18 protein-coding genes and 1 pseudogene are annotated in these 17,801 nt (G+C 69.4%); 12 read left to right on the forward strand and 7 right to left on the reverse strand.

What is annotated here, in order from left to right:
• The first annotated feature begins 74 nt into the window (after positions 1-74).
• Complete coding sequence (locus ACXC9Q_RS04950) at positions 75-1,043, forward strand: TIGR03557 family F420-dependent LLM class oxidoreductase (protein WP_457055266.1); 969 nt, start codon at positions 75-77, stop codon at positions 1,041-1,043.
• A gap of 3 nt (positions 1,044-1,046) precedes the next feature.
• Here the strand turns inward: ACXC9Q_RS04950 and ACXC9Q_RS04955 are convergent, their stop codons facing one another.
• Positions 1,047-1,748 carry a helix-turn-helix transcriptional regulator gene (locus ACXC9Q_RS04955; protein ID WP_457055267.1) on the reverse strand — a complete coding sequence of 234 codons (702 nt, stop codon included), beginning with the start codon at positions 1,746-1,748 and terminating at the stop codon, positions 1,047-1,049.
• 114 nt (positions 1,749-1,862) lie between these two features.
• Between ACXC9Q_RS04955 and ACXC9Q_RS04960 the strand changes: the two genes are divergently transcribed.
• Entirely contained in the window at positions 1,863-2,372 is a 510-nt protein-coding gene (locus ACXC9Q_RS04960) for a DUF2231 domain-containing protein (RefSeq protein ID WP_457055268.1), read from the forward strand.
• Position 2,373: 1 nt separating this feature from the next.
• Entirely contained in the window at positions 2,374-2,793 is a 420-nt protein-coding gene (locus ACXC9Q_RS04965; RefSeq protein WP_457055269.1) for a hypothetical protein, read from the forward strand.
• Between the two features lies 1 nt (position 2,794).
• Here the strand turns inward: ACXC9Q_RS04965 and ACXC9Q_RS04970 are convergent, their stop codons facing one another.
• The 5 genes from ACXC9Q_RS04970 to ACXC9Q_RS04990 form a co-directional block, all read right to left on the reverse strand.
• Entirely contained in the window at positions 2,795-3,418 is a 624-nt protein-coding gene (locus ACXC9Q_RS04970; protein ID WP_457055270.1) for a DUF1684 domain-containing protein, read from the reverse strand.
• Between the two features lie 22 nt (positions 3,419-3,440).
• On the reverse strand, positions 3,441-4,103 hold the full coding sequence (locus ACXC9Q_RS04975; protein ID WP_457055271.1) for a transglycosylase SLT domain-containing protein: 663 nt from the start codon (positions 4,101-4,103) through the stop codon (positions 3,441-3,443).
• Between the two features lie 134 nt (positions 4,104-4,237).
• The gene (locus ACXC9Q_RS04980) at positions 4,238-4,927 is read right to left on the reverse strand and encodes a cation diffusion facilitator family transporter (RefSeq protein ID WP_457055272.1); all 690 of its coding nucleotides are present in this window, start codon (positions 4,925-4,927) and stop codon (positions 4,238-4,240) included.
• Entirely contained in the window at positions 4,924-5,301 is a 378-nt protein-coding gene (locus tag ACXC9Q_RS04985; protein ID WP_457055273.1) for an ArsR/SmtB family transcription factor, read from the reverse strand. The genes ACXC9Q_RS04980 and ACXC9Q_RS04985 overlap by 4 nt, the downstream gene beginning before the upstream one ends.
• A gap of 12 nt (positions 5,302-5,313) precedes the next feature.
• A complete protein-coding gene (locus tag ACXC9Q_RS04990) occupies positions 5,314-6,705 on the reverse strand; it encodes an alkaline phosphatase (protein WP_457055274.1) in 1,392 nt (463 codons plus the stop codon).
• Between the two features lie 398 nt (positions 6,706-7,103).
• Between ACXC9Q_RS04990 and ACXC9Q_RS04995 the strand changes: the two genes are divergently transcribed.
• From ACXC9Q_RS04995 to ACXC9Q_RS05025, 7 genes are all read left to right on the forward strand, one after another.
• Positions 7,104-9,218, forward strand: coding sequence for a DEAD/DEAH box helicase (locus ACXC9Q_RS04995; protein ID WP_457055275.1), 2,115 nt, complete (start codon positions 7,104-7,106; stop codon positions 9,216-9,218).
• A 184-nt stretch (positions 9,219-9,402) separates the two neighbouring features.
• Positions 9,403-12,150, forward strand: coding sequence for a helix-turn-helix transcriptional regulator (locus ACXC9Q_RS05000; RefSeq protein ID WP_457055276.1), 2,748 nt, complete (start codon positions 9,403-9,405; stop codon positions 12,148-12,150).
• Between the two features lie 79 nt (positions 12,151-12,229).
• Complete coding sequence (locus tag ACXC9Q_RS05005; protein ID WP_457055277.1) at positions 12,230-13,006, forward strand: SDR family NAD(P)-dependent oxidoreductase; 777 nt, start codon at positions 12,230-12,232, stop codon at positions 13,004-13,006.
• Positions 13,007-13,063: 57 nt separating this feature from the next.
• Positions 13,064-14,023: an ABC transporter ATP-binding protein gene (locus ACXC9Q_RS05010; protein ID WP_457055278.1), complete on the forward strand. Its 960-nt coding sequence runs from the start codon at positions 13,064-13,066 to the stop codon at positions 14,021-14,023.
• Complete coding sequence (locus ACXC9Q_RS05015) at positions 14,020-14,745, forward strand: ABC transporter permease (protein ID WP_457055279.1); 726 nt, start codon at positions 14,020-14,022, stop codon at positions 14,743-14,745. The genes ACXC9Q_RS05010 and ACXC9Q_RS05015 overlap by 4 nt, the downstream gene beginning before the upstream one ends.
• 33 nt (positions 14,746-14,778) lie before the next feature.
• Positions 14,779-15,456, forward strand: a complete 678-nt coding sequence (locus ACXC9Q_RS05020; protein ID WP_457055280.1) for a VOC family protein — start codon at positions 14,779-14,781, stop codon at positions 15,454-15,456.
• Between the two features lie 7 nt (positions 15,457-15,463).
• Entirely contained in the window at positions 15,464-15,754 is a 291-nt protein-coding gene (locus ACXC9Q_RS05025; protein ID WP_457055281.1) for a hypothetical protein, read from the forward strand.
• On the opposite strand, the gene ACXC9Q_RS05030 is transcribed toward ACXC9Q_RS05025, so the two are convergent.
• Positions 15,735-15,911 (reverse strand): hypothetical protein, encoded by a 177-nt coding sequence (locus tag ACXC9Q_RS05030; RefSeq protein WP_457055282.1) that lies wholly within the window; start codon positions 15,909-15,911, stop codon positions 15,735-15,737. The genes ACXC9Q_RS05025 and ACXC9Q_RS05030 overlap by 20 nt on opposite strands.
• Positions 15,912-16,303: 392 nt before the next feature.
• Between ACXC9Q_RS05030 and ACXC9Q_RS05035 the strand changes: the two are divergent.
• Together ACXC9Q_RS05035 and ACXC9Q_RS05040 are read left to right on the forward strand one after the other, a co-directional pair.
• A pseudogene (locus tag ACXC9Q_RS05035) lies at positions 16,304-17,141 on the forward strand (phosphotransferase).
• Positions 17,125-17,793, forward strand: a complete 669-nt coding sequence (locus ACXC9Q_RS05040) for a DNA-3-methyladenine glycosylase family protein (RefSeq protein ID WP_457055283.1) — start codon at positions 17,125-17,127, stop codon at positions 17,791-17,793. Before ACXC9Q_RS05035 ends, ACXC9Q_RS05040 begins: the two are co-directional and overlap by 17 nt.
• Positions 17,794-17,801: the final 8 nt, after the last annotated feature.

The following is a 17,801-nucleotide window of genomic DNA, read 5'->3' on the forward strand; positions in this document are numbered from 1 at the left end:
GCTCCCACCACTCGACGACCGCATGAAAGCTCGGCGGGCGGGCACTCGGTGGGAAAGCGAGTGATCGGAGAACTGTGAAGATCGGGTATTTCCTGTCCAGTGAGGAGTACACGCCGTCCGAGTTGCTCGAGCAGGCGCGGCTTGCCGAGGAGGCCGGGTTCGACGGGCTGTGGATCAGCGACCACTTCCATCCGTGGAACGACGAGCAGGGGCAAAGCGCGTTCGTTTGGTCGACCATCGGTGCGATCTCCCAGGTTTGTGAGCTGCCGGTGACGACGGCTGTCACGTGTCCCACCGTGCGGATCCATCCGGCGGTCATAGCGCAGGCTGCCGCGACGAGCGCCGTACTGCTGAACGGGCGGTTCACGCTCGGTATCGGCACCGGCGAGGCACTCAACGAGCACGTGGTCGGGTCCGTCTGGCCGACCATCGACGTACGACTCGAGATGGTCGAGGAAGCGGTCGAGATCATGCGCCGGCTGTGGACGGAGGAGGGGTTCGTCTCACACCACGGCAAGCACTACACGGTCGACACCGCCCGGATCTATACCCGGCCGGAGGCGCCGCTGCCGATCTACATGTCCGGATTCGGGCCGGAGGCAACGGATGTCGCGGCGCGGATCGCGGACGGCTACATCACCACGACGCCGGACGCCGAGCTGCTGCAGCGGTTCCGCCACAACGGCGGCGGGGACAAGCCGGCGCAGGCCGGGTTCAAGGTCAGCTACGCGCCGAGCGAGGCCGAAGGTGTCGAGCAGGCGCACCGGATCTGGGCCAACTCGGGCCTCCCGGGTGAGCTCGCGCAGGTGTTGCCATCCCCTCGGCACTTCGAGCAGGCCAGCCGACTGGTGACCAAGGAGGCGACCGCGCAGTCCGTCGCCTGCGGACCGAAGGCGGACGTCCACGTCGACGCCTTCACGCCGTACGTCGAGGCCGGCTTCGACGAGGTCTATGTCGCCAACATGGGGCCGCATTCGATCGACATGATGAACCTCTACCGCACCGAGGTCCTCCCCGAACTCCGCCGCACCAACCGCTCGTAGGTGTCAGTCCGCGGTCAGCTCGACGCAACACTCGCCACTCTCGGGATCCAGTACGGCGTGGATGGCCGTCGCCTGGAGGCCGGACACCACTCCGCTCACGAATGCATGGTTGATGCCGCAGACGGCCTCGGGCTGTGACTGCGCGAGCGGGTGGAACGGGCAACTCTGCAACCGGACGCAGCCCGCTCGTGGGCGGACCGGCTCGAAGCCCACGCTCGCCAACGTCGCCTCGGACACCGTCAGCGCCCGCTCGGCACTCAAGCGGCCCGGGCGGGTCCGAACCCGCTCCTCCTCGCCGACCCGCTCGCCGTGCCGGAAGGCTGCCCGGCGCGCCGACTCCAGCGGACTGACGTCGTCCTGATCGAGGACGCCGTCGAGCAGGATCTCGGCGAGCAGGTCCGGCCGGCGCGGCGGGATCGACACCTGCAGGTCGGTCGCGGCCGGCTCGTACATCTTCGGCGCCCGGCCGACCCTGCGGATCCCGCCGGCACGGTCGTAATGAGCCCGCAGCAGACCGGCATCGACCAGGCGCTCCAGATGGAACGCGGCCAGCTTCCGCGAGATCCCCACCTCGGCCGCCGCCTCGTCCCGGCTGATCGCCTTGCCGGCCCGACGGCAGAAGTCGAACATCCGGCGCCTGGTGTCGTCGCTAAGCACCGACACCGCCTGGATCGTCGCGTCCGCTCCGCTCCCCCGTGCTCTCACCGACCCACCATAACGGACATCATCATTGGCGAAAAGCATCCGCGGTTGCCCTTCAGCCCTTGACCTGCGATCCGCAATAAGACCAAACTCCATTAGTGGAATAGGGAGGTGCCGGTGTCCGATCGGTCCGCTGCGGCGAAGCGTCCGGTGAGTGCGTTGCTGACCGGTCCGTACGGTCATCCGTTCCATCCGATCCTGGTGACGATCCCGATCGGCGCCTGGGTGGCCAGCTTCGTCTTCGACATCGGGTCGCGGGTGGCGGACGCCGCGTTCCTGGTGCAGGCGTCGGTCTGGCTGATCGTGATCGGCATCGTCGGCGCCGTCGCGGCCGCGAGCGTCGGTCTGCTCGACTTCTTCGCCATCCCGTCGGGCACCCCCGCGTTCCGCACCGGCCTCGTCCACCTGATCCTCAACGTCGCCGTCACCGTCGCGTACGTCGTCAATGCCTTGTGGCGCCGTGGATCCGAGGCCGACCAGGTCCCGGTCGGCCCGATCGTGTTGTCCGCGGTCAGCCTCGGAGCCCTGATGGTCTCGGGCTATCTCGGGGGCAAGCTGGCGTTCCGGTACGGCGTCCGCGTCGCCGAGGAGCATGACCAAGCCGAAGGCTTCGAGCCGAGGAGATGACATGGGTATCGCAGCACTCGTCACGTGGCTGATCACCGCGCTCGGCGGCTTCTTCCTGCTGTACACCTGGATCAGCAACGGCGGCCCTCGCAAGCCGAGCTCGAGCCACTTCCCGCCGGCACTGATCTTCGGCCACTTCGCCCTGGCCGCGATCGGCCTGGTGCTGTGGATCATCTACCTGATCGTCGACAGCGATGCACTGGCCTGGATCGCCTTCGTCCTCCTGCTACCCGTGGCCCTTCTCGGCTACACCATGTTCTTCCGCTGGCTGCCGACGTACCGGAAGCGGACTGACGCACCGTCCGCCGACGCGCCGGCGGAGCGTCACTTTCCCATGGCGGTCGTCGGCGGCCACGGTTTGTTCGCTTTCGCGACTCTGGTCCTGGTCCTGCTGACAGCGCTCGAGGTCGGAGGGAGTTGACCTACGACCTCGTCAGTTCGCCGACGGGCAATGCCGCTGCCACGGTGTTGCCTGTCGGTGCCAGCGGGCACGTCCAGAGCGGACTGTAGGCACACGAGGGGTTGTAGGCGAAGTTCAGATCGACGACGAGCCAGCCTTCGCGGACGTCGCCGCCGAGGTCCGCGCCCTTGACCGTGTCGAGCAGATAACGCCCACCGCCGTACGTGAGCTGACCGGCGAGCGAGTCCTTGACCGGCACGAACAGGCCACCGCCGTACGACTCGAGCCACCACACATCCAGGTCACCCACGGTCGGCACGTGCAGGACTCCGGCCCGGGTGAACGGGATCACGCCATCCGTTGCCGAGGGCACCTCCCATCGCACCGGCTCGACATCCGTGTCGATGGCGACCTCGAAGCGCAGCTCCGGCCGATAGGCCCCGATCTCAGCGCCCTTGTAGGCCGCGCGATCTTCCACCGGCGATGCGGGATGGGTCATCAGCAACTCGTCGCGCCCCGCCTGCCACACCGCGTGCGCCTTCGCCGGATCACCCTCCGCCCGCACTGCCTCGTAGAGCGCGAACACCCGCCGACGCCAGTCGGCCACAGCCAGCACGGACGCGTACTCCACCTGATCGTCCTTCACACTGCCTCTTCTCTCCGGTTGCTCACCCGACGGCTCGGGCGGATTTGTCCCAGTTGTCGTGCAGGCGGTCGAGGTAGGACTGGGCTTGTGTGCCGGCCTTCGCACCCTTGGCGAAGGCCCGCATGTTCCCGGCGCCGGTGTTGTAGCCCAGGGCAAGTAGTTCGTCCTTGGTGTACCGCTGGCTTCGCTTGTCAGGCAGCCGCTTGGCCAGGTCGTGCAGGTGCCAGGCCGCTGCTTCGATCGCCAGGCCCGGATCGTCGGGCAGTTGCTCCCACTTCCGGCCGGCGAAGTCGCGCCCGCGTTTGGTGTCGTCGAAGGCGGCCCGATGCATGTTCGCGATACCGAAGGCGGGGTCCGAGTCGATCTGCGCCCACGAGCGCTCGAACTTCGGGTCGTGCGGCTTGTACGCCTCGTTGTACAAGATTGCCATCAGCAACTGTGCACTGATCCCGGCCTGACCGGCGTACCGACGTACCTGCGGGGCGAAGTTGGCCGGGTCGTAGTCGTCATACCACGGCTTCGCGGTGGGCGTCGTACTGACAGTCCGCTGGGGCGCCGCCGAGGGAGTGGGCTGGGCGGTCGCGGTCTCCGCGGTGTCCGTGGTCTTGCGGTCGCCGTCGTGGCGCGCGGCCCAGACGCCCACGACCACGACTCCGACCGCCACCCACCACCAGCGCTTCGCCACCCACCCAACCTAGTCAATCGCGCAACGGAACCAAGTCACGTTCGACCTGAACCGCCGGGTTCGTACGCCGTACGACAGCAAATGCGACCAGCGCAGCGGCGACCAGCCCTGGTCAACGGCCTACTCCCCCGCGACTAATCGCAGCAACCGTCGCTGCATGCTTCGGTCGGGATGGGTGAGCAGCAGCCTTTGCCTTGCCAGGCTTCGATGCCTTCGCGGATGGCGACGGCTGCGATGACCAGGCCGGCGACGGGGTCGGCCCAGGTCCAGCCGAGGGTTGCGTTCAGGACGAGGCCGACGAGGAGTACGGCGGACAGGTACGTGCAGAGGAGTGTCTGGGTGGAGTCGGCGACAACGGCGTTCGAGCCCAGGGCCTTGCCGGTACGGCGCTGGGCCCAGGAGAGAAACGGCATCACGATGAGCGACGCGATCGCCAGGCCGATTCCGACCGGGGACACGCCGGGATGGGCGCCGGTGACGAGAGCGCGGACCGATTCGAAGGACACGTAGGCGGCCAGCGCGAAGAACGAGACGGCGAGCAGACGCAGCGCCTGGTGCTCACGGCTCTCGGGCAGCCGGTGACGAAACTGCCACAGGATGATCAGGCCACTGGAGACCTCGACCACCGAGTCGAGGCCGAACCCGACCAACGCAACCGATCCCGCGACGAGACCCGCGCTGACGGCGACGGCCGCCTCGACGATGTTGTAGGCCACCGAGGCGCCCGCTAGTAGCTGCGCCCGTCGGCCGAGCCGTCGCCGCTGCTCCGGGTCAGTGGTCCACGAGCCGGTCGGAGCCCTCGTGATCCGAAGCGGCTCGGTCATGACCGAGCCACCTCGCCGTAGATCGGGCAGAGGACGACCGCGTCACCGGTCAGGCCCAGGAGGCGCTCGGCGGCGGTGAGGAGCTCGAGGGTCGCAACAGGATGGGTGAGGCTGAACAGCGACGCACGACCCTGCGGCCGGGACTCGACGAGACCGCAGTCCCGGAGACACGCCAGATGCTTCGACACCGTCGACTGCGCCAGACCGAGATGCTCGGTCAGGTCCACCACCCGGTGCTCCCCCAGCGCCAGGTGCCGGACGATCGCCAGCCTGGACGAGTCACTGAACCCGTGAAACAGACAGGCGGCCGCGGAGAGCGCGGCCGCCTCGTCGACTACCTCGGACTCGACACCAGTCGACGCTGTCATCGCCATTTGGCGATGTTATCACCGGCCCTGGAGCACCTTGAACAGGTCGGTGTGGTCGTTCGTGCCGAGGACCGCGTCGGCGCCGGGACCCTGGGCCCAGACCGGTACGACGGAACCCGTGTGCTGCTGGCTCGGCGGCGTACCGACCGGAGCCTTGCCGTCGCCGCCGAAGCCGGCGGTGCCGTAGGTCAGGCTGAGCGTCTGACCGTCCTTGGTGGTCAGGTTGGTCGAGTAGCCGGTCGGCAGACCCGAGCCGGACGCGTCCTCGCCGACGATCTGGCTGGTGTGCGAGTGGTCCGCGGTGACGACCACCAGGGTGTCGGGGTGGGAGCGCTGGTAGTCGAGCGCGACGCCGATCGCCTTGTCGAAGGCGACGGTCTCACCGATCTGGCCGCAGGCGTTGGTGGCGTGGTCCTGCTTGTCGATCGAGGCGCCCTCGACCTGCAGGAAGAAGCCCTTGCGGTTCTCCAGCAGCTTGATCGCCTTGGTGGTCATGTCCGCCAGGCTCGGCTCGTTCGCCGGACGCTGGTTCTCCTTGCACGCCGCCGCCGCGTTGCCCTTGCCGAGCGCCGCGGCCGGGCCGCTCCACTCCAGCGACATGTTGCTGGAATTGAACAGGCCGAGCACCGGCTTGCCGCTCTTCACCGAGTTCAGGCCGGCCGCGTCGGTCACGTACTGGATGCCTTGCTGCTTGGCCTGGTCGACCACCGTCTTACCCGCGAACGGCCCGCCGGTGATCGTCTGCTCGAAGCGGCCGCGGCCACCACCGAGCAGGACGTCGACCTTGTGGTCCACCTGCTGCTCCGCGATCGAACCCAGGCCATCCGCGGCCTTCGTCTCCTTGGCGCAGGCGGTCATATCGGCCGGTCCCTGGCACCCGCGCAGCGAGATGTGCGACGTCAGCACCGCCGGCGTGGCGTCGGTGATCTCAGCGGTCGAGACGTCTCCGACCTTCAGGCCGCGCTTCTGGGCCAACTCCAGGACTGTGGTGAGGTTCTTCCCCGGCACGTCGATGGCGCTGCTCGGCCCCTGCGAGATCCGCTCGTCGAGCGTCTTCGTCCCGGTCGCCCACATCGAGCCGGTCGACGCCGAGTCCGGGTCGTAGTCGGGCTTGTACGGCGGCTTGGCGGCGGGCTTCACCGACCACGTCGTGTCGAAGCCGGTGTACCGGGCCCGGTCGACGTTCAGCTTGTTCTGGACACCCTGGTAGTAGCGCGCGGCGGTGATCTCCTGCGTCCCCATGCCGTCGCCCAACAGGAAGATCACGTTCTTCGGCCCGTGCGGCGCGGAGTGCGCCTCCGCGCCCTGCGCCGACGAGAACGCGCCGCTGGCGGCGGCCGAAGCCATGCCTGCCGCGGCGATCACCGTGGTCGCGGCGAAGGCGGCCACGACGGCCTTTTTCCTGATCATTTCGGGCCTTTCTGCTTGGACGGAACACTCGGAACGTATGCGCGATCTCGGGACAACAGGTGGCCGCCAAGCAACGAACAGATGACACAACCAGCGCGCCAGGTGGGGGCGCCGGGGTCACCGACTGGCGGACTGCGGTTAGTATTGGAACCGCACCGACATCGGCGACGCCGATCGCCGCGGATTCTGCTGGAGCTCACGGCCACCGACTGATGGTCATCGGTCCCGCGCACATTGGCCGGTCTCGTCGGAATCGACGGACCGACCACCTTGCGATGGGCTGAGCCAGTCTCGCGGTGGGCTTCGTCGGACACACGGCGTCTCGTCGACGGCATCACGCCGTACGGTGCGCGTTTCACCATGGCCGGGGGTGCCATGGCAGTCCCTAGGAGGATTCTTTGGCCCGACGAGGCCAGCGCCAGTCCGGCGCTACCCGACCGGCTCCTCAGCGCCGTCGTCCCGCCCGCGATGCCGACGGCCTGCTCCCGGTGCTCGCCCGCGCCGTCCGAGAGGTCGAGTCGGCGGTCGAGCGTGCCGACGTCCGGCCGTCGGTCCGGACCAAGTTCCAGGTCGTCGCGCTGCTCGTCCGCGAGGAGCGGTCCCGGGTGAACGCCGACCACGCCTCCAGCGACGCGTATCGCGCCGAGCAACTGCGGCGGCTCGACGGGATCGCGACGATTCTGGCCAAGTCCGCCGCCCGCGAGACCACGCTCCTCGGGCTGCTCGCCGAGGACGCGGTCATCTCGGAGGCAGCCGCGTCACTCAAGCGCGAGATGCTGATCGCAGGGGGTCAGGAGCCGCCCCGCGAGGAGCCCGTCAGCCGTCCGACGACCCCTGCCGACACGACCGTACGCCGGGTCGTGCCGCAGACCGTGGTCCAGCGGCAGCTGGCCAACCCCTTCCTCGCGCCCGACTTCTCGTCGGCCCCGGCCCGTCCGCCCCGCCCGGGACGACTGGCCGGCTGGGAGCTGATCACCCCGCTGCTGAGGTCGTTCGAGCACGCGGCGGCCTCGGCCAGCAAGTCCCTGCCTGAGCCGACCACGCTGCGGACGGCCGAAGGCCTCGAACTGATGCCGCACCAGGCACGCCTGATCGCCTCCGCCGCGGCCGGACACCGGACGTTCCTGCTCGCCGACGAGCCGGGCCTCGGCAAGACGGCGCAGGCCTTGCTCGCCGCTAGGGCCGTGGGCGCCTACCCGTTGCTCGTCGTCGTACCGAACGTCGTGAAGACCAACTGGGCCCGCGAGGCGGGCCTGTGGACACCGAAGCGGAACGCCACGGTGATCCACGGCGACGGCGAGACCGTCGACGGCTTCGCCGACATCGTCATCGTCAACTACGAGGTGCTCGACCGGCACGTCGGCTGGCTCGGCGATCTCGGCTTCCGCGGCATGGTGGTCGACGAGGCGCACTTCATCAAGAACAAGAAGTCCCAGCGGTCGCGCAACGTGCTGCAGCTGTCCGAGCGGATCCGGACCCGCGCCGGGCGGCCGTTGCTGATGGCACTCACCGGTACGCCGCTGATCAACGACATCGAGGACTTCACCGCGATCTGGGAGTTCCTCGGCTGGATCGACGAGACCGGACCGCGGGCCGAGCTGATGGAGTCGCTCGAGGAGACCGACCTGACACCGGCCGATCCCGGCTTCTCGGCGGCCGCCCGTGCGCGGGTCATCGACATGGGCATCGTCCGCCGCCGCAAGGTCGACGTCGCGGCCGACATCCCGGCCCGCCGGATCGCGGACCTGCCCGTCGAGCTCGACGGCGCCATCGGCCGCTCCATCCGCGACGCCGAGCGCGAGCTCGCCGACCGCCTCGTCGCGCGCTACGAGACCGCCCTCGCGACCCGGACCTCCGGCAGCACCGTGGACGGCATCGACCACGACCTCGTCCGCCGGGTGGCCGGCTGGGAGCGCTCCGACCGGGACAGCGCCAAGACCGGCGAGAACGTGTTCAGCCTGGTACGTCGGATCGGCCGCGCGAAGGCCGGTCTTGCCGCCGACTACGCGGCGCAGCTCGCGCACAGCGTCGGCAAGGTCGTCTTCTTCGCCCGGCACATCGAGGTGCTGGACGCGGCGGAGGAGCTGTTCACCGAGCGCGGCATCCGCTTCTCCTCGATCCGGGGCGACCAGTCCCGGACGACCCGGCAGAAGAACATCGACGCCTTCGTCAACGACCCGGACGTCTCCATCGCGGTCTGCTCCCTGCTGACCGCAGGTGTCGGCCTCAACCTCCAGGTCGCCTCGAACGTCGTCCTCGCCGAACTCTCCTGGACCAACGCCGAGCAGACCCAAGCCATCGACCGAGTCCACCGCATCGGTCAGGCCGAGCCGGTCACGGCGTGGCGCATCATCGCCGCCCAGACCATCGACACCAAGATCGCCGACCTGATCGACGCCAAGGCCGGCCTCGCGGCCACCGCCCTGGACGGGTCCGACGACGAGGTGGCGGCGTCGGCCGACTTCCAGCTCGAAGCCCTCGTCGCCCTCCTCACCAACGCGCTGTCGGAGTAGCGCCTGCTCGGGCGAGTTTGCGCGGGATCGTCCTCAAAACCCACCTCGCGAGTTGACAATCGACCTCCCGCGTGTGTGGTCAAAGGGGATCTGCTCGGCATAATCTGGGCGAGTTCGGCACAGGTGTGGCGTGGTTGGCCCGGTGTGCGTCGTGCGGATCATCGCTGGGGGGCGAGGGCGGAGCATGAGGCTGCTCGGGCGTCGGTCGGAGTGCGAGGTCCTCGACGACGTGCTGGCGGCCGTTCGCGCGGGTGAGAGCCGGGTGCTGGTCGTGCGGGGCGGCGCGGGAGTCGGCAAGTCAGCGCTGCTGGAGCACGCGGCGGACGCGGCCGCGCCGGACATGCGCATTCTGCGCGCGGCGGGCGTCGAGTCCGAGATGGAACTGGCCTTCGCCGCACTGCACCAGCTCTGCGGACCGCTGCTGGGTCGGGTCGACCACCTGCCGACCCCACAGCGCACGGCTCTCGCGACCGTCTTCGGGCTGCAGCCGGGTCCGCCGCCGGACCGGTTCATGGTCGGCCTCGCCGTACTGAGTCTGATCGCCGAAGCGGCCGATGAGCGACCGGTGTTGTGCATCGTCGACGACGCGCAGTGGCTCGACACCGCGACCGCGCAGACGCTGGGGTTCGTCGCGCGGCGGGTGCACGCGGAGACTGTCGGTCTTCTGTTCGGGGCACGGGAGGTCCGCGAGGAGTTGCACGGTCTCGCCGAACTCGCCGTCGACGGCTTGCAGGAGGACGACGCCCGCGCCTTGCTGGGATCGGCGGTCGGGTTCCTGCTCGACGGGCCGGTTCGCGATCGGATCGTGGCGGAGACGGGCGGCAATCCGCTGGCTCTGCTCGAGCTCCCCCGCGGGCTGACCGCGACGCAACTCGCCGGTGGATTCGGGCTGCTGGGCACGCAGACGTTGCCGGGCCGGATCGAGGAGAGCTTCCTGCGCCAGGCCGACACGTTGCCGGCGCCGACCCGTCAGCTCCTGCTGGTCGCGGCCGCCGAGCCGGTGGGCGATCCGGTGCTGGTGTGGCGAGCAGCCGACGAGCTCGGTATCGCCGCGGCCTTCGCCGAGATCGACGGTCTGCTCACGCTCGGCGAACGTGTGACGTTTCGCCACCCGCTCGTCCGGTCGGCCCTCTACGGCTCGGCGACGCCGCCGGAGCGACGCGCTGTGCACCTTGCCCTCGCGAACGTGACCGACTCGACGGTCGACCCCGACCGCCGGGCCTGGCACCTCGCCGCTTCGGCAGCCGGACCGGACGAGGACGTCGCCGTCGAGCTGGAGCGGTCGGCCGACCGGGCTCAGGCCCGGGGCGGATTCGCTGCCGCTGCCGCCTTCTTGCAGCGTGCGGTCGCCCTGACCCGCGACCCGGCCCGCCGGACCGAGCGTGCGTTGGCCGCGGCCCAGGCCAGCCTGCAGGCAGGAGCGTTCGAGACCGCCCAGGGCCTCCTCGCCACCGCCGGGGCCGGCGACCTGGATGAGCTCGGGCGTGCGCGGGTCGATCTGCTTCGCGCGGAGTCCGCGTTCGCGTTTCAGCGCGGCGGCGACGCACCCGCGCTGCTCCTCCGCGCGGCCCGGACGCTCGAGCCGCTCGACGTACGGCTTGCCCGGGACACCTATCTCGACGCGTGGGGCGCGGCACTGTTCGCCGGCCGGATGGCGACGACCGCGGATCTCCGCGAGGTGTCGCGGGCGGCCAGGGCGGCTCCCCCGGCCGAAGGCCCGGCACGCGGCTCCGATCTGCTCCTCGACGGCTTCGCGCTGTTGTTCACCGACGACCGCGGCCACGCGCTGCCGCTGCTGAAGCAGGCGGCCGGCGCGTTCGCAGCAGGTGAGGTCTCGACCGAGGAGGTCCTGCGCTGGGGATGGCTCGGGACCGCCGCCGCGGCCTTCGCGTGGGACTTCGAGGCCTGTGGTGGAGCGGCGACCCGGCAGGTGCAGGTGGCCCGGAGCGCCGGCGCCCTCGCCGTACTCGCGGTCGGCGTGAATGTACTGGGTCAGGTCGTCGCGCTGGAGGGCGACTTCGCCGAAGCGGCATCGCTGAAGGCGGAGGCCGACGCGGTCCGGGAGGCCACCGGCACTCAGGTTGCGCAGTACGGCGCTTTGGTGCTCGCGGCACTGCGGGGACGTGAGAGCGACGCGTTCGCCCTGATCGAGGAAACCATCGCCGAGGCAACGGCCGCGGGCCAGGGCACCGCGGTGCAGTACGCGCACTGGACCCGATCGATTGTCCTCAACGCCCTCGGCCGCCACGACGAAGCCTTGATGTCGGCCAGGCTGGCCGCTGACGACACCCCCGAGCTTTTCGTGGCGTCGTGGTCGCTCAGCGAGTGGGTCGAGGCCGCCGTCCGGAGCGGCAAGCCACGCGCGGCGACCGAAGCACTCGCGCGACTCCAGGTGCAGATCCGGGGCACGCACGAGCCCTGGGGATTGGGCCTGGAAGCCCGCGCCCGTGGCTTGGTGAGCAAAGGCCCAAGCGCCGAATCCGCCTACCGCGAGGCGATCGAGCAACTGAGCACCACCCGGCTGCGGCCGGACCTGGCCCGTGCGCATCTGCTGTACGGCGAATGGCTGCGCCGGCAGAGTCGTCGCGTCGACGCCCGCGCCGAACTGCGAGCGGCGTACGACTTGTTCGTCTCGATCGGGATGGAGGCGTTCGCGGAACGCACACGGCGGGAGTTGCTCGCGACCGGGGAGAAGGTGCGCAAGCGGACGGAGTCGTCGTCGGCCGGTGCCGAGTTGACTCCTCAGGAACGGCAGATCGCCCTCTTGGTGCGGGACGGCTTGTCGAACCCGGAGGTCGGAGCCCGGCTGTTCCTGAGCCCGCGGACGGTCGAGTGGCACCTGCGCAAGATCTTCGACAAGCTGTCGATCAACTCGCGCCGGCAACTGCGGAGCGCGCTGCCGCGGACCGACTACGAGGCTGCCACCAGCTAGCCCGGTCCCTGGTCTCGGTCGGCCAGGGACACTCCCTGGCGCGACCGGCGTACGCCCGGAGGAGTGTCGTGGCGTGGCAATGACTGAAACGCCCCTGGCCGGGGCGGTTGCGCTCGTCACAGGCGCGAGCAGCGGAATCGGCGCCGCGACGGCTCGTAGCCTCGCGGCGAGAGGTGCCGCGGTGGCGCTCATCGCCCGCCGCCGCGACCGGCTCGACCAACTCGCGGCCGAGCTGGCCGAGCTGGCCGACAACGGTCGCGGGGCCGCGGTCCTGGAGGGCGACATCACCGACCCGGAGGTCGCGTCCGGCGCGGTGCAGGACACGGTCGACCGCCTCGGCCGCCTGGACATCCTGATCAACAACGCCGGCATCATGCTGCTCGGCACCGCCCTGCACACCACGACCGACCAGTGGGATCGCATGATCGCGCTCAACGTGTCCGCGCTGCTGCACGTCACACATGCGGCGGTCCCCTACCTCATCGACGCAGCCGCGACGTCACCCCGCCGGGTCGCCGACATCGTGAACGTCAGCTCCACCGCCGGCCGCGTCGCCCGCCCGGCCAGCAGCGTCTACAACCTCACCAAGTTCGGCCTGAACGGCTTCACCGAGTCCCTGCGCCAGGAACTCCTCGAGGAACGCGTCCGCGTCAGCGTGATCGAACCCGGCACCGTCGACACCGAACTCGTCGACCACCTCACCGACGACCTCCGCGACGCCGTCCGCCGCCAGGTCGACGGCATCGATCCCCTCCATCCCGAGGACGTCGCCGACGCCATCACCTACATCGTCACCCGCCCCCGCCGGGTCTCTCTCAACGAACTCCTGCTCCGGGCCACCGACCAGACCTGGTGACACCACGCTCGGTCGGCGTACCTCGTCTGGGGGGTTCGGGCGAGGGATGATCGCAGTATGACGACGGCGCGCGTGGGTGACCCGGTGCGGGATGGCTGGGCCTTGGCTGTCGAGGGGTTGGGGAAGCGGTTCGGCGAGCGGGTCGCGTTCGACGGGGTCTCGTTCGAGATCGGGTACGGCGAGGTGTTCGGGTTCCTCGGGCCGAACGGGGCCGGGAAGACGACGATGGTGCGGACGCTGGGGACGCTGATCGCACCGACGTCGGGTACGGCGACGGTCGCCGGGATCCCGTTGACGCCGGACAACGGCGTACAGATCCGCCGGCGGATCGCGATCATGCCCGAGGCACCGGGGCTGTATCTCCGGCTGAGCGTGCAGGAGAACCTCGAGTGCTTCGCCGATCTCTACGAAGTGCCGCACCCCCGCGAAGGCGTCGAGCGCGCCTTGGCTGCCGTCAACTTGACCGACCGCGCCCAGGACGCGTGCGGTGCTCTGTCCAAGGGCCTCCGGCAGCGCGTCTCGCTCGCGCGTGCTCTGCTGAGTGATCCGGAGGTGCTGTTCCTCGACGAACCCACCTCGGGGCTCGACCCGGTGGCTGCGCGCGACGTTCACACCCTCGTGGACGATCTCCGGCGGCGTGGCGTGACCATCTTCCTCACGACGCACCGGTTGGAAGAGGCCGAGCGCCTGTGCGATCGCGTCGCGATCCTGAACACCACTCTGCGCACGATCGGCCGTCCTGACGAGCTGCGCGACAGACTGTTCGCCAAGACGCTCACGATCAGGACCGCGGCGCCACTCGCCGACCCGCGGCGCGTCTTCGAAGGCCTGCCCGGCGTCGAGGGTTGGCAGCCGGACGGCCCTGCCGCCTATGTCCTCGCCGTCTCCGATCCGGCCGCCGCGGCTCCGTCCGTGACACGGGCGCTCGTTGCCGACGGCGCCGACGTACTGTCGATCGGCGAGTCGCACCACTCACTCGAGGACGTCTACCTCGAGACGGTGGAGAACAGCTCATGAGCCTCAGCGCGCGGCGGGTGCGAGCCGTCTTCACCAAGGAGGTGCGTGAGTTCCGCCGCAACCGATCCATCACCGCCGGGATGGCGATCATCCCGCTGGTCTTCAGCGTCCAACCGCTGGTCAGCATCTTCGCGCTGCAGCCCGCCGCCTCGGCACCGCTCGCGCAGGAGCACGTGCTGCTCTACATGCTCGGCATCCCGGCCCTCGTTCCGTCACTGATCGCGGCGTACTCGGTGGTGGGCGAACGCCAGCAAGGCACTCTCGAGCCAGTGCTGACGACCCCCATCCGCGCCGACGAGTTGCTGCTCGGCAAGGCTTTGGCCACCTTCCTGCCGGCCGTCGCGATCGCCTACGCGGTCTACGGCCTGTTCCTGCTCGCCGTCGAACTCTTCGCCGCCGACGGCGTCGCGTCAGCCCTCATCCGGCCTTCGGACCTGGTCGCCCAGCTCTTGTTCACGCCGCTCCTGGCGGGCTGGTCGATCTGGCTCGCGATCGTCATCTCCACCCGCTCGAGCGACGTCCGCGTGGCCCAGCAGTTCGCAACGCTCGCGAGCCTCCCGACAGTCGCGCTGACCACCTTGATCGCCCTCAACGTCATCCAGCCCTCCCCCAGGCTCGCCGTCACCGCCGCGGTGGTCCTGATACTCCTCAACCTGCTCGGCTGGAAGACCGCCGCCAAAGCCTTCGACCGCGAAACCCTGATCACCAACACGCGATCCTGACCCTCTTCGGTAAGCGCTTGCTATCGTGATCCGGTGATCTATGAGCTGAACCACGTCGGCGGTCGGGTCCAGGATCTGGAAGCCAGCCTGGCGTTCTACACCGGGCTCGGCGCGGAGGTGGTCGACCGGTTGTTCATGACCAGTAGTCGCGTCCACCGGGTGCACATTCAGCTCGCGACCGGGCTGGTGGAGTTGCTGCACAACGAGGAGCCCGATCCGGGCGCCACCTACGGGCTGAACCACGTCGGCTTCATGACCGACGACCTGGACGCGGATTACGCGCGCCTGATCGCCTTGGGGTACGCCGAACTCTCCTCCCCCAGGACCGCGGGCAGCGGCCAGGGCCGACTCGCCTTCCTCGCCGACCCGAACGGCGTACGCATCGAACTCCTGCAGCGCTCGGAGGAGTTCCGCGTCCCACCCATCGCCTCAGGTCCCGTACGCCACCTGTCCCACATCTCGCTGTCCGCACCGGACCTGGACGCGGCCACCGAGTTCTACGGCACCCACCTCGGCATGCAGCCCGTCCCCGACGACTCCCCCGGCACCGCCACGTTCCGCCTCGGCGCCGACGCCGTCAAACTCCACAAATCCTTGCCCCCAGCAACCACTCCGATCAACCACCTCGCCCTGCTCGCAACCGACAGCCGCCCCGCCACGCAGGACCCGGACGGCAACCGCCTCACATTCCTCGAGGGCGCAGGCACATGATGGGTGCGTGACCAGGGCGGACGAGCCGGCGCCGACGAGATGTTGGTGCTGCGACAGGGAGTACGACGAGCGCGAGTTGGTGCGATTAGGCGCTCATCCGGAGGTCGGGATCTGCGGTGCGTGCGCCGTCGACATCAAGCAGCGCGCCGGCCAGCGCCAGGACGAGCTCAGGCCGACCTGGGGCACGGCGGTGCGGACCGGCGTACGCCGGCTACGCGAAGGCGTGATCGCCCGGGGCTGGCACCAGCGACCGTTGATCGGCCCGATCCTCCGCCGGATCAACCGCCACCTCCCATGACCTCAGCCCGCCGGGTGATCGCGGCGCGGAGTTGTTCGATCGACGGTACGGCGACGGGTGCGCCGGACTCGTTGCGGTAGAGACGACAGGACAGGCCGCACTCCCCCGCGGGAAACGGATCGACCCCTTCGACCAGTAGCGTGGGCGAGCCCGTCATGCCGAACCGCGCGCGGCATCGCCGTCCGTTCTCACCACTCGCGTCACCAGAGGCAGGTCGGTCACCTGGCTGAGGTGATCGAGGAGAGGCGGCAGGTTCGGGCAGTCCGAAACGTGCAGGACCTCCAAGCTGGTCGGACCTCCTCTCGTTCGCATGCCATCCACGGAAATGCCGCGTCGAGCAGGGTTGGAGAGGTAATCCGGACGACCGCCCCCCGAGGCCAGCCGCGGCGGCCAGGTGCGGGGTTCACCCCTGATCTGGTCCCTTCACCGCGGGTATGCGGTGGGTAGAAGGGTGCAACTGCGAGGTTCTCCCCGGAAATTGACCCGGGCCGGAAGGCAAGTGCGGCAACGATCTCGACGCTTCTTGGCGAGGCACAAAGGAAGGCAACTATGAGCGATGACGGGCGGCTACTGGGTGGGGTTGCCGACCGTTTGGTTGTTGCTTACGGGATCCGGCCGGCGAGGGTCACGCGGATTGCTGCCGGCACGGCTACGGCGAACTTTCTTGTCACCGAGAAGTCGGGTCGGCGGTGGTTTGCGAAGGTTTATCGGGATGGCGGCGGGCTTGAGCGGGAGCGGGGTGCCGTGGAGTTGGCCGAGTTTGCGCGGGCGGGAGGTGTTCCGGTTCCCGGCGTACGGCGTACTTGCGCGGGCGAGCTGATTGCGGATAGCGGGTCGCCGGCGATGTCGGTGTGGGAGTACGTCGCGGATGCTGAGACCGCCGAGGGTGGACTGACCGGAGCGCGGTGGCGGGCTGTCGGGACCGTGCTTGGTCGGCGGCATCCTCGGGCGTCTCCCCGAGCTGACCCAGCAGATCGTGCACGGCGACCTGGCCGGCCCGAATCTGCTGCTGCGTGGTGATGAGGTCGCGGCCGTGATCGACTTCCAGCCGCCGACCTCACGGCATGTGTCGTGGGAGATCGCGCGGATCGGTTGCGACCCCAGGACGATCGTCCTCGGCGATCAATGGATGACCGGCCTGCCAGAGCTTCTGATGGCGTATCGCGAGGAGAACCCCGCGGCCCGAACGGACGACCTGATAGCCACCGTCGCCGTCGGCTGCGCGTACACGCTGGCCGCGACGTATCCTCTTGCCGAACCATTGCACAACCCGGACGCCGTGGATCCATCCCTGGAAGCCTACGGACGCGCCCGTCACCAGGCGGCCCTGCTCATGCTGGACCGCCTCGACGAGATCGAGGCAGTACTCCGTGACCACCTCAGCTGATCGAACACCGGAGCAGCATCTCCGGCGGGCGGACCCGGTGCTTGGCGGGATCATCGACGACGTCGTGTTGGCCAACGGCGCGCCACTGACCGTCGAGCCCGACCCGGCGCTGACGCCCGACCCGAACCTTCCGAGCGAGCATTTCGCCGTGCTCCTCCGCGCGATCATCAGCCAGAACATCTCGAACCTCGCGTCGCGCGCCATCTTCCAGCGCCTGCGGGACCGTTTCGGCGGGACGCCGCCGACGCCGCAGGAGATCCTGGCCGACGATCCCGACGAGCTGCGCACCTCGGTCGGGCTGTCGAGGGCCAAGACGGCCTCCCTCCGCTCGCTCGCCGAGCACGTCAGCTCCGGTGAGCTCGAGCTCGACCACCTGCACGAGCTGTCCGACGACGAGGTGGCCGCGCAGCTGATCGCGGTCAAGGGTATCGGCCGCTGGACCGCCGACATCTTCCTGATCTTCCACCTGCGGCGGCCGGACGTCCTGGCCGTCGGCGACCTGGAGATCCGCCGGATGGTCGAGAAGGCGTACAAGCTGCCGGGCTTGCCCGCGCCGGCGGAGCTGGAGCGCCTCGCGGAACCCTGGCGCCCGTACCGCACGCTGGCGTGCCTCTACCTGTGGCAATGGGCGGAGACGGCCCGGCAGTCCTGAGGCATGAT

The sequence above is a fragment of the Kribbella sp. CWNU-51 genome, assembly GCF_054073265.1.